This window comes from Aureispira anguillae, assembly GCF_026000115.1.
In the GTDB taxonomy this organism is placed as follows: domain Bacteria; phylum Bacteroidota; class Bacteroidia; order Chitinophagales; family Saprospiraceae; genus Aureispira; species Aureispira anguillae.
Genome location: NZ_AP026867.1, coordinates 4,728,594 through 4,741,308, shown reverse-complemented (window position 1 = coordinate 4,741,308; position 12,715 = coordinate 4,728,594). Strand labels below are relative to the sequence as shown.

10 protein-coding genes, 1 pseudogene and 1 riboswitch are annotated in these 12,715 nt (G+C 37.2%); of the genes and pseudogenes, 1 reads left to right on the top strand and 10 read right to left on the bottom strand.

Features of this window, described 5'->3' with window-relative positions; translation table 11 throughout:
* Positions 1–20: 20 nt before the first annotated feature.
* Positions 21–839, bottom strand: a complete 819-nt coding sequence (locus tag AsAng_RS18670; protein WP_264788609.1) for an IS982 family transposase — start codon at positions 837–839, stop codon at positions 21–23.
* 267 nt (positions 840–1,106) lie between these two features.
* Between AsAng_RS18670 and AsAng_RS18665 the strand changes: the two genes are divergently transcribed.
* Positions 1,107–2,765, top strand: a complete 1,659-nt coding sequence (locus AsAng_RS18665) for a phospholipase D-like domain-containing protein (protein ID WP_264788608.1) — start codon at positions 1,107–1,109, stop codon at positions 2,763–2,765.
* Positions 2,766–2,822: 57 nt separating this feature from the next.
* On the opposite strand, the gene AsAng_RS18660 is transcribed toward AsAng_RS18665, so the two are convergent.
* The 9 genes and pseudogenes from AsAng_RS18660 to AsAng_RS18625 all read right to left on the bottom strand — a co-directional run bounded on the left by AsAng_RS18660 (position 2,823) and on the right by AsAng_RS18625 (position 12,613).
* On the bottom strand, positions 2,823–3,695 hold the full coding sequence (locus tag AsAng_RS18660) for an FEKKY domain-containing protein (RefSeq protein WP_264788607.1): 873 nt from the start codon (positions 3,693–3,695) through the stop codon (positions 2,823–2,825).
* A 99-nt stretch (positions 3,696–3,794) separates the two neighbouring features.
* Positions 3,795–4,826 carry a homoserine O-acetyltransferase family protein gene (locus AsAng_RS18655; RefSeq protein WP_264788606.1) on the bottom strand — a complete coding sequence of 344 codons (1,032 nt, stop codon included), beginning with the start codon at positions 4,824–4,826 and terminating at the stop codon, positions 3,795–3,797.
* 78 nt (positions 4,827–4,904) lie between these two features.
* Positions 4,905–6,110 (bottom strand): trans-sulfuration enzyme family protein, encoded by a 1,206-nt coding sequence (locus AsAng_RS18650; RefSeq protein ID WP_407655340.1) that lies wholly within the window; start codon positions 6,108–6,110, stop codon positions 4,905–4,907.
* A gap of 24 nt (positions 6,111–6,134) precedes the next feature.
* Positions 6,135–6,518: pseudogene (locus AsAng_RS30045) on the bottom strand (OsmC family protein); the annotation flags it as partial.
* Positions 6,519–6,824: 306 nt separating this feature from the next.
* Positions 6,825–6,909, bottom strand: a riboswitch (SAM riboswitch).
* A gap of 112 nt (positions 6,910–7,021) precedes the next feature.
* Positions 7,022–7,837, bottom strand: coding sequence for a glycosyltransferase family 2 protein (locus AsAng_RS18645; RefSeq protein WP_264788604.1), 816 nt, complete (start codon positions 7,835–7,837; stop codon positions 7,022–7,024).
* 65 nt (positions 7,838–7,902) lie between these two features.
* Positions 7,903–9,276, bottom strand: coding sequence for a hypothetical protein (locus tag AsAng_RS18640; RefSeq protein ID WP_264788603.1), 1,374 nt, complete (start codon positions 9,274–9,276; stop codon positions 7,903–7,905).
* A gap of 50 nt (positions 9,277–9,326) precedes the next feature.
* Entirely contained in the window at positions 9,327–9,806 is a 480-nt protein-coding gene (locus AsAng_RS18635) for a fascin domain-containing protein (RefSeq protein ID WP_264788602.1), read from the bottom strand.
* 237 nt (positions 9,807–10,043) lie between these two features.
* On the bottom strand, positions 10,044–10,847 hold the full coding sequence (locus tag AsAng_RS18630) for an enoyl-ACP reductase FabI (RefSeq protein WP_264788601.1): 804 nt from the start codon (positions 10,845–10,847) through the stop codon (positions 10,044–10,046).
* 212 nt (positions 10,848–11,059) lie between these two features.
* On the bottom strand, positions 11,060–12,613 hold the full coding sequence (locus AsAng_RS18625; RefSeq protein ID WP_264788600.1) for a YifB family Mg chelatase-like AAA ATPase: 1,554 nt from the start codon (positions 12,611–12,613) through the stop codon (positions 11,060–11,062).
* Positions 12,614–12,715: the final 102 nt, after the last annotated feature.

Genomic DNA, 12,715 nt, shown 5'->3' with positions numbered 1-12,715 from the left:
TAATTAATTCAAGTTGCGGTTTATAAGGTTTTATCAATAGTAAATGCAAAAATGAATAACACAATCTTCAAAATAAACCCTTGAGCCGTCACAGCATGTATCTTTCTAGGAAAGAAATTTGTGATTTCAGAGAAGGTTATTTCAATTCGTTTTCGCATATAGTCTTTCAAAAAAGTTAAAGATGGATGGTCCTTTCTTTTAGAATTTGATTTACGAACAATCAACAAGTGTATTTGTTCTAACTCTTTATAAGAATCTTCAAATTCGTAGTCAGTGTAACCACTATCTCCATATAATTTGCTTCCTGGAGGCAAATCAATATTCATACTTTTAAACGCTGTTATATCAGCATAGGATCCCGCAGATAAAAAGTATTCTACTGGTATTCCATCTTTTGTTGTGATTATCTGAACTTTGAAGCCATAGAAGTATTCTCTCTTTGATGTGTTTTTGCCTCTATATGCTTCATGATTAAGTAGTTTACACCTTGGAATTCGAATATTCCTGCAAACTGTAACTGGAAAAGAATCTATTAGATATTCACTATCTGTATTTAATTTTTTTAGGCTTTGACCTAATCCAAAAAAGATACTCGAAATCGTATCAGAAAGCTTATTTAGCAATCTACTAAAATTAGATTTATCTGGAAAGTTGAATTTGTGTACTTCCTTAAGATAAAGTCTTGCTTTTACATAGTTGCCGCCAAAATATCTAGCAGCAACCAAAGCTGTTGTTATAATTTCAGCATCTGATGATTTGCGCTTTGAACTTGCTTTTCGGTTCTTTATTTTTAAATAATCGTCAATAAAACAGTAAATTGCAATTGTGAAGTCTTCCATTGTATATTTTGTTTAGCGACTTTAAATTACAATTATTAGAAGACTTCATTTTTATTTACCGCAACTTGAATTAATTATAAAGTTTAACTATTAGGTAAATTGAAGAACTGTTATTACCTTATAACGATTCAGCAATGGATTTTGTACTACAATAATTCTATGGTTTATAGAAATAGATTTATCGTACAAAAATAGTATATCTTTTAGTTAAGAGGAAGGTTTCAGCCCTAGCCTATAAACGAATTTTAAACTTTAACAATTATAAAAATGAATAAATTTTTACTGCTACTGATGGTAGTTCCTACCCTTTTATTTTCACAAGAAACAATACAGAATGTCGAGCAGGTTGAAATCCAGAAAAATAGCTTTACCCTTGCTTGGTCTACTACTCTACAAGGGCAGGGGGGCGTACAATATGGAACAAGCCCCGATTTAGAACTAGGAATTCAATTGGAAATGCCAAAAAATAACCAAGAGCACCAAGTGCGATTGAATAATTTAAAACCTGCTACTTTTTATTATGCACGACCACTGTTAATTAATGAACAAGATACCGTTTGGGGAGCTACTGCTTGTTATACTACACAATCCAATTCAACAGGAGTGATTCGAGTGATGTTTAATCAGGGGATTGATCCCTTGTATTCTAATGGAAATAGCCCGCATATTGTTTCAGGAGGAGCCAATATTGAAAATGAAATTATTGCTATGATTAATCAAGCAACAAGCACCATTGATATTGCTGTTTATAATAACACTCGAAGTGCTATTGTAGCTGCCTTGACAACAGCGCATAACAATGGCATTCGGGTGCGATATATTGCCAATAGTGGGTCTATGACTAGCAATGCAGCCTTGAGCAACCCTAGTCCCCCTTTCCCTGTATTTTATGCTAATTCTTCAGACTTGATGCACAATAAGTTTATGATAATAGATGCCAATACGGTTAATAGCTCTTGGGTATGGACAGGTTCTTGCAATTGGACGTATACCGATATGTATACGAATTATAACAACTCTATTGCTATTCAGGATCAAGCATTGGCGCAAGCTTATGTGATGGAGTTTGACGAGATGTGGGGAAGCAGCACTGCTAATTATAATGCCAGTAACTCAAAAGTTGGTGCTCAAAAAGCAGATAATACACCACACAATTTTAATATTGGGGGAAAAACAATTGAGGCTTATTTTTCTCCTTCTGACCATACAACAGATGAAATTGAATCTGGTTTGTATTCGGCAGATCACAATATTGAATTTTGTATCTTGTCTTATACTCGAAATGAATTGGGGACAGCGATCAGAAATGAGCACCAATCAGGAGTTTTTGAGCATGGAATTATGGAAAATATCAATGATATTGGTTCGGAGTTTCCTTGGTTACAAGGACAAGGGGTTAATATTTTAGCAGACAATCATGCCACCGATTTACACCACAAGTATGCTATTGTCGATGCTGAGCATGTCAATTCTGATCCACTGGTTATAACTGGTTCTCATAATTGGACAACCGCAGCAGAAGAACGCAATGACGAGAATACACTCATTATTCATGATGCTGATATTGCAAATTTATATTTACAAGAATTTACCCTACGTTGGTGTGAGGTAAAAAATAATGTGAATTGCACCTTACCATTTACCGTCTATTCTGCTGTTGATGATCTAAAAGTAGAAACTTCTGGTCTAGAAGTATATCCTAATCCAATTGCTCACCAGTTTACCTTAGAATTTGATGCAATTACCAAAAAGAATTTGGAGGCAAAGCTCTATACTGCTACAGGGCAACAAATCATCCATTATCAATTAAAAGGAGGGCAAATTACTTATGCTTTAAACCTAGGAGAAGTGGCGAATGGTTTGTACTTTTTAGTGGTTCAAGAGGACAAACAAACATGGAGACTACCTATTTCTATTGCCCAATAAAGATAGATAGTTCGCTAGATTTGAAAATATAGTTATAGAAGAGCTATATTTTCAAATCTATTTTTGGGAGGCTAATTTTTTCTGAACAGCTCGATCAAAATGACTTTTCCAATCTTCGCCATATTGTTGATTTAGTACGGCAAAATAAGCTGTGTTTTTTTGGTTAACCCTTTTTCTTTCTTTTTCCATCTTAGGACGGAGAACACAGCCCATAAATTTAGCTTGATAGTTAATCCCCCATTCTTTGGCAAGGGCTTCTTTTGCTTCAAAATAAGCTAAATGAGGTTTGCCCAAAACATAATCCGTCCAAATCATATTGGAAGTAGCATTCGTCTGTTTTGTGTTGTTTTTGGCTACAGCTAAGGCAACTTCTTTTAGAAAGGTTTCTTTCCAATTGGCTCCAAAAATAGTATTGAGTTGGACTTCATAAGCATTACTTGCCAACATATCTTTTTGTATTGCTGCTTTGACCGATTCGCTTAGCTCACCAGTTATAAATTTAGCTTGATAATTAATCCCCCATGCTTTAGCAACAAGCTGTTTGGTGGTATAATATGCTTTGTTGGGAGTTGCTTCCATAACTATTTCATATAGCACTTCCGTTTGATGTTTTGATTGAGCGATTGCTAATTTTTTTTTGACATCAAGTTCAAAGTAATACTTCCAGTCAGTACCATATTGACGGGCTAAGGTCTCAAAATAAAGCGCATTATTTTTTTCATATTCTGCTGCTTTTTGAGAAATTTCGTCAGAAATTACACAGCCTGCGGCAATGGCTTTGTATTGAATGCCCCATTCTTGGGCCGTTGCTTTTTTTGCTTCCATATAACCCGAAATTGGACGACCAATAATATAATCTGTCCAGCTATCTTGCGCTGTTATAGCAACGTGGGTACTAATAATAATTAAAAGGATAAATATAGATCTCATAACGTGTTTTTAGTACTAAAATTCAAAACCTATGCCAATAGCGATAGGTTTTAAGTTTTTAGCAGTTCAATATAGGCAAGCCCCAAAAGGATTTAGTCCTTACAATTTAAGCTTGAGGTGTTGTTCTAAGATCGTATTAATCTGTTTGACTTCAATCAAAAAGCCATCGTGTCCAAAAGCGGACGGTATTTCATAGTAATTGGCATTAGGGATGTGTTGGGCTAAAAATTGTTGCTCGGATGGAGGAATCAACAAATCACTTTTAATACCAATGATTGTAGTGGGGATGGTGATTTGAGCCAAAGCAGCTTCTATTGAGCTTCGATCTCTTCCTAGATGATGCGTATCCAAGCATTTTGATAAATGCCAATAACAATGCGCATGAAAACGCTTTTCGAGTTTTTCTCCTTGATAACGGACATAAGAGGCTGCTTTGTGTTGATCGAGTTTGGGGCTATCATCGGTCTGGGTTGTTACATAAGCATCAATGGTTCGATAAGAAATCAAGCCTAATGCTCTAGCCGTTTTTAGCCCTGTTGCTCCTGCTTTTGGGCTATTGTCCTTCCAAGTTGGATCGGTTTCAATGGCCATGCGTTGCGCTTCGTGAATGGCAATGCTCCAAGCCGTTTCACGAGCCGTAGTTGCCAAAACAAATAAGCTTTGTACGATGTTTGGCTCCATTAAAACAAATTCTAGAGCTTGATGTCCTCCAAAAGAACCACCAATGCATAATTTGATGGTTGAAATGGCTAGATGTTGGCGGAGCAAATGATGTATTTTTACGACATCTCGAACCGTAAACTTAGGAAAATCAATGCCATATTGTTTGCCCGTTTCTGGGTTGATGGAGCGGGGATTGGTGGTACCATAAAAAGAGCCCAATACATTGGCACAAACAATAAAATGTTGTTCAGGATCAATTAAGGTATTGTTTCCAATGACCCCTTTCCACCAATCGGTAGGATCTGAATTGGCGGTTAAGGCATGGAAAACCCATACGACATTGTCTTTTGCCGCATTGAGTTTTCCAAAAGTGTGATAAGCGATTTCTACTTCTGGTAGGGTACCGCCTTGTTCCAGTTCAACAACTTGTTGGTGTTGATATACTTGTATATTTTTAGGATAAATCATGCTAGAAATAAATAAGAGAACCAAAAATATTAATGATAGGCTATTAGATAATGTTGTTCATGACAATTTGATAGCCCTTTAGCATTTGGATTTTTCTAGCGCTTGTTCTATATCTGCTAAAATATCGTCAATGTGCTCTAAACCAACAGAAAATCGAATGAGCCCATCCCAAATTCCAACGGCTTGGCGATCTTCTGGGCTTAGTTTAGAATGTGTGGTAGAGGCAGGATGTGTGGCAATGGTTCTAGTGTCTCCTAAATTGGCAGTTAGGGACAAGAGTTGCAAACTATCTAGAAATTTTCTTCCTCGCTCCAAACCTCCTTTGACCACACAAGTAAATAAGCCCCCTCCTAATTTCATCTGACGTTTAGCCAATTCAAATTGAGGGTGGGAAGGGAGGTGAGGATATTTGACCGATTCAATTTCTGGGTGATGTTCCAAATAACTGGCAATCGCATAAGCATTTTCACAGTGTCGTTCTATTCGAACGGCTAAGGTTTCTAAGCTTTTGGAAAGCAACCAAGCATTAAAAGGAGAAATAGCAGGACCTGTTCTACGAGCAAAGGCATAGACTTGCGCCACCAATTCTTTTTTTCCTAATACAAGACCACCCAACACACGCCCTTGCCCATCAATCCATTTGGTAGCAGAATGAACAACAATATCAGCTCCATAAGCTGCTGGTTTTTGTAGATAAGGCGTTGCAAAACAGTTGTCAATATTTAGCAAAATGCCGTGCTTTTTGGTCAATTTACCAAGCCATTCCAAATCGATAAAATCTAGAGCAGGGTTGGAGGGCGTTTCGGCAAAAAGCATTTTTGTATTGGGTTGAATGGCTGCCTCCCAAGTTTCGGGTTGGTCTATATCAACATAGGTGTATTCAACGCCCCAGTCGGGGAGAATTTCTGTAATAATACGATGCGTATTGCCAAAAACAGAACGACAAGCGACCAAGTGATCGCCTTTTTTTAGGAAAGGAGCTAGCGATGCAAAAATAGAAGACATACCCGAAGCTGTAGCAAAACCATCCTCTGTTCCTTCTAGTAGGCACATTTTTTCTATAAATTCACTTGCGTTAGGATTTGAAAAACGGGAATAAATATGGGCTTCTTCCTCTCCTGCAAAAACAGACCTTGCCTGCTCTGCATTGTCAAAAGTAAAGCTAGAAGTCAGATAGAGGGGAACAGAATGTTCTCGGTTTTCTGTGCGTTTGGTTTGTGTCCGAATTGCTAAGGTCTCGAATTTGTGCCCAACCTTTTTTTCTTCTACAACAGTTGGAGCTATAAGCTTATACGAGTAGTTGATCGTAGCTGTTTCTTTGAGAATATGATAAACGGAGCAGTACTTTTCTATGGTCAAATCAATCGCTTTTTGCAGCTTTTTTTCATCTACTATTCCCGTTATAATAAGTGTCACTTCGATAGCACTAAAAATGGTAGGCAAAGGCTCTGTCCTACGATCCGCTTCGATTTCGATTTTAAAATCGTCAATTTGTTGGCGTTGTTTTTTTAGAATACTAATAATGTCAATGGCCGAACAACCACCCAAGCCTGCTAATAGAGATTCCATTGGGCGAAAACCTTTGTTTTGACCTCCAATAGCAGGGGAGGCATCTAATTGTAGGGTAGCACCCGACTCATTTTGAGCCAAGAAATGATAAAAGTCATTTTGTCGTTGAAGTGTGATTTTCATTGCTCAGTTTTTTTTGGTCAATAACAAGTTTTGTGGACTAAAAAAACGACTACCTTTTTGCAGTAGTGAGTGGGATATAAATAGAAAATCGTATATTTTTATTTTGATAATAAATCACGACTTTCTATTTATAACTTACGACTCCTATAGCTTTATATATCGTAGTTGTTAAGATCTTATCACAAGACTTGTCAAAGAACCATTTTTTTGATAAAAAAAATGAAAATCGAGAAAAGGAAAAAACGCTTCCAACAGTTGTTAGAAGCGTTTTTTAGTATAATCTAGTTGATTAGTAGCAAATCTCCTAACTTATCTGTCTTGAGTTAGCACCTTACTAAAGCAGGTTGCCAAGGCTTCTAAGGGCAAGTCCCTCCACCTTTCTCGATAAGTATTGACTGCGAAGCTAAGTAGTTGTTGTTAAACTACCAAATTATTTTTGTGAATTATGCGGATTAAACAGGATTTTAAAAAAGGTTGTTCCTTGGTTGGTTAGCAAAAAAGGTTTAAACCAAACCTATTAATTTTATTAGACTACATAAAAAAGCAATCAGGATAAACAATAAAGTAGTGACAAAGAAAATATTCTTAATGGTTTTAATCGGATTAAATTTAACAATGCAATAAATGGCTCGAACCCCATCTTTCCAGTTAATTTTTTTGCCCTCTGCAAAGGTTCTACCATAATATGAAATGCCAACTTCATAAATTCTAACATTGGGAACTTTGGCAATTTTTGCCGTTACTTCTGGTTCAAAACCAAAGCGCTTTTCAGTCAGATTAAGCCCTTGTACCAATTGGGTATTAAACAGCTTATAACAAGTCTCCATATCCGTTAAGTTTAAGTTGGTGTTCATATTGGAGAGGAAGGTCAAAAGCTTGTTGCCAATGCTATGCCAGAAAAATAAGATGCGGTGAGGGTTGCCCCCCATAAAACGAGAACCATAAACAACGTCAGCATTACCATTGAGTATGGGTTTGAGGAGCGTTGTATATTCTTCAGGGTCATATTCCAAATCGGCATCTTGGATGATTAGATATTCCCCTGTGGCTTTGGCAATGCCCGTGTGTAATGCAGCCCCTTTTCCTTTGTTTTTTTCATGTTTAAAATATTGAATATTGAGTGCTTTGTTAGCTTCAATGTATTCTTGAATGGCTGCCTCTGTGTTGTCTGTAGAACAATCATTGATGATAAGCACTTCCTTTTGAATGTTGGCAGGGAGCGTTACCGTCTTGACTTTGTTAAGAATAAGATGGATTGTTTTTCCTTCATTATAAGCAGGGATAACAATGGATAATGTTGTGATGTTAGGTGAATGCATTATAAAGAATCAAGTTATTTAACAAATAATGAATAGATCGTTTTTATGTTTTTTAGTGCAAACGATTAGCGAACTTTCTTTTTTAAAAGATACTTATTTCTTCTTTCTATGAGGTATGGATGGGCAGGGTGTGCTACCCCAAATACCGTCCAATAAGATTGTTTTGTCATTTGCGACCAATGGATAATACCATGATGATATTGGTAAGATTGGAACATATTAAGACTGATAAATGCTGCAATAAGAATGCTTAACAAATGGCTTATAACATTGTTTTGGGCAGCATATTGTATAAAAGCAGTCATTGGTATGCTAATCACAACGCTAGATTCTACCAAAGCACGCATGCCAAAACTCCCCCCATACCACCAAGAATGCCAAGAAGAAATTACATAAATATTGATTAAAAGATAGATAAACAAGCACCAAAATAAATCTTTTGATTGTTTAAATAAAGTTACTAAGCCTAAAAAACCAAAAATGATGGCTGGAGTATAAACTAACCAACCTTTTCGGTATCCTATCAATACTTCTATAATTTTAGGATCAGAAAAATAAAAATGTTCTCCACTGCTTCCATAAGCATTTACAAAATAGTACCCCGTAAGGGTATGCCAATAGATAATTTGTGGAACAAAAGGGATTAGAAATACAATAAACCCCAAGGTAAGAGATAACCAATGTTTTTTTAATAGTAATAGACGTTTAATCAAACTTTCTTTAGAATTTACTTGCCAAAAGACTAGGACTAAGAAAAAAATCATATTAGGGAGTCTTGTCATGGCAATTAGTCCTGCTACGAACGATAGAGCAAGTAAGCGGCTAAGTTGTGGTTGGTCTAACCATCGAATGGCTAAAAAAAGTGCCAAAGAAAATAGAAAAAAGGAATAAGCATGGGACATCAAAAATTCGTAAACAGTATAGAACAGGAGATTGCTGCCTATACCTAGAAGTAACAAGGTTGTCGCAACGGGAATATCATTGTAATATCGAAGTAAAATATGCCGCAGCAAAAATAGGGCAAGAATGCTATAAAAAATGCAGCCTGTTATCATCCAAAATAAATACGTATAAGAAAAACCATCTCTAGGAACTTGCCAGTAGTAGGCTTCTAAATGCCCTAGCGCAAAAAAAGGACTTAGTAGGAGAGCAGGTCCCATACTATATTTGTTGATGACAACCGTTTCGCCCGATTGAGAAGTGGCGATAGCGGTTCCAGATTGATTGGCATGTTGTTTTATAAAAGAAAAATCAGTGGTATTATTGATGAAAAAGGCTGGTAGGTAGACATAATAACCGCCCATATCGTAAGAAATTACTTTGTGCGGTGAAAGGTAAACTCTGAGGCTATCCCGATAGGTCAAAACAATAACAGCAAATAGTACAATCGTAAAAAGGGAGTAGGGGTTTTTGATCTTTGTGGGGAATGATACTTTCATGGCATGTGTGGTTGTGGTGATTATAAGGAACTAAGTAAGATCAATGCTACTTAGTTTCTTAACTCAATGATATTGAATAAGCAGTTGCTACTAGGCTGGGGGCTAGAGGCAGCTAGAATGAAGGAAGAATCCGAAGGTTCTAGGTAATAATCGTTAATCGCTTTAAAGGTGACTTGATCTCCCTTTTTTTCTAGGTTGATCCTCTCCCAACTGTCGATGTGCTTTTGGCGAGCAATGGCTTGGTTGTTTTTGCTAAGATGGATGGTTACATAGCGTCTTTTTGCTCGTAATGAGATCCTATTGTGTTCTAGGTTACAAAGGCAAAAAGTATCTGCTAGCGCAGGGTGTTTGGCATCTGCAATTAACAAAAATGGTGCTTGATCAGCTAGTCGAACATAGCGACTGGAGGAGCTTTGAAGCAGTATTTTTTTTGGGTTAAGGTTGCAGGCTCTTACATGGTTGCTTGGCGGAGGTCCTGCGCAACGGCTTGCTAGCAATAAGCAGCAAAAAATCATCAAAATAAAATGCATATTTGAATCCAATATTGGGGCTGCTGAATTCTAAAAAGAAATGAAAAAAGGATCTCTTTGCTGTCATTCAGTTGCCATGTGATATGCACTAAGTGGGGAACAATAGTGATGGTAAGACGATGAGAAAGCTAAAAACGTTTGAATTTATTTTTTATCAAAAGAATTAAAATAAAAAAGCATTGGCTTAGAAACTTCTAAGCCAATGCTAAAGCGTGAGCAATTCAATCACAGTTGTTTTTACTTGTTCAAGATAGCAGGATTCATTCCCATATTAGAGAAACCTCCATCGTGATACAAGTTTTGCATGGTTACATAACGGGTATAATCCGAGAACAATGAAATACAATATTCTGCACATGCTTGCGCAGGGGCATTGCCAATAGGAGACATATTTTCGGCATAATCCAAAAACTCTTGAAATCCTTCAATTCCCGTTCCTGCTGTTGTCATCGTAGGAGACTGAGAAATGGTATTGACACGAATATTATTGCGCTCTCCAAAATGATAACCAAATGAACGAGCAAAAGATTCTAACATAGATTTTGCCTCTGCCATTTCACTGTAATGAGGGAAGATACGTTGAGCACCAATATAAGTAAGGGCAAGAATAGAACCCCAATCGTTTACAGCTTCTTTTTTCCACAGAGATTGCATCAATTTGTGGAAAGAAATAGAAGAGATATCAAATGACTTTAGCATAAAGTCATGGTTTAAATCTGTGTAAGGCTTGTCTTTACGAATGTTGATAGACATCCCAATAGAATGGAGTACAAAATCAATTTTGCCACCAAAGTGCGCCATACTTTCATCAATCAATTTTTCCAAATCTTCGATGCGAGTTGCATCCGCAGGAATAGCTGGGCAATTTAATTTTTCAGCTAAAGTTTTGATATTGGAGTCTCCTTTCATTCGAAAAGCAACAGGAGCATTGGTTAATACAATCTCTGCACCTTCTGCAACACACAATTCTGCAACTTTCCATGCAATAGACATATCGTTTAGTGCACCAAAGATAATTCCTTTTTTTCCTTTTAAAATCATAACGTTAATGGTCTGTTTTTACTTTAATTGGATGGTCTAGCTTTCTTAAGTAAATAGGCAAAAAATTACTTCAATTGACAAGCATTGATTTTGCTTAGTTACTTATTTGGTGCAATATTACTAAGAATCTATTTAGAAACAGGTTATTTAGGCTATAAAAATGAATAGAAAAGGAGAATTATTATCCATACAAACAATTTTTATTACTCCTTTTACTGTACCCAGTTTTCTTTGTCCAAACTACGAAATTGAATCGCTTCGGCAATATGCTCTGCCTGGACGGTTTCTTTGTTCGATAAATCCGCAATGGTTCTAGCTACTTTGAGAATTCGATCATAGGCACGAGCCGAAAGTTGAAAATGTGCCATTGCCCGCTTGAGTAACAGTTGGCTTGCTTTGTTCAATTGACAATAAGTTTGGATGTGTTTGGACTCCATTTGAGCATTGCAATGTATGTTGGCATCTTGTTGATAACGCTGTGTTTGTAGCAAGCGAACAGCAATTACACGTTCCAATATTTCTTCACTGCTTTCTTGGGGGCGCTCATCGGATAATTCATCATAATTTACTGGTTTCACCTCAATGTGGAGATCAATTCGATCCATGAGAGGACCCGAAATTTTGTTTAAATAATTTTGAACGGCGTTGGGAGAGCAAACACAATCTTTCTCTGGATGGGTATAATAACCGCAGGGGCAAGGATTCATAGAAGCAACGAGCATAAAACTAGCGGGATAATCTACCGTAAACTTAGAACGGGAAATCGTTATTTTCCTAGCTTCCATGGGTTGGCGCAGCACTTCGAGGACAGAACGCTTAAACTCTGGTAGTTCATCTAAAAAAAGCACGCCATTATGTGCCAAGGAAATTTCACCAGGACGTGGATAGTTGCCTCCACCGACTAAGGCAACATCACTAATTGTATGGTGAGGGTTTCTAAAGGGGCGCTCATAGATCAATGCACAATCAGAAGGTAATAACCCAACAACAGAATGGATTTTGGTTGTTTCTAATGCTTCTCCTAAATTTAAGGGAGGCAAAATGCTGGGGAAGCGTTTGGCTAACATCGTCTTTCCTGCTCCAGGAGGACCAATAAGAATAAGATTGTGTCCACCTGCGGCTGCAATTTCCATGGCTCGCTTGATGCTACGTTGTCCTTTTACATCAGAAAAGTTGACCGAAAATAGCGTTTGATTATAAGAGAATTCTTCCCTAGTATCAACAATTGTTGCTTTTAATTCTTGTTCTCCTTGAAAAAAGTTGACGACTTCTTTGATATGTTCTACGCCATAAACAGCAATTTGATTAACAATAGCCGCTTCTCTGGCGTTTTCTTTGGGCAAAATGATTCCTTTAAAGCCTTCTTTTCGAGCCTGAATGGCAATGGGCAACGCACCTTTTATGGGACGTAAGGTGCCATCCAAGGACAATTCTCCCATCAAAATATATTGATCGAGCAAATGGTGTGGTATCTGTTTGCTGGCTGCCATGACACCAATTGCAATGGGTAAATCATAATAAGATCCTTCTTTTTTTAGATCAGCAGGAGCCATATTAATAATGATCTTGATGCGAGGAATACGATAGCCTATTTCTTTGAGTGCTGTTTCTATTCGCCAATATCCCTCTTTGACCGCATTGTCTGGTAAACCAACTAAAGAATAGCCAGGTTTGCCTTGGACAATTTGCCCTCCTGCACTAACCTCTATTGTAATGGTTTGAGCATCGATTCCTTCTACTGCACTGGCGAATGTTTTTACTAGCATATTGTGATAAAAAATTTGGGTGAGAAAATAATATAGCGGCGCAACAATTAGTTTATTTGGATTGCTTTCTGAACCTTCTAAGAGCGTTTGGAGAGCAATCGG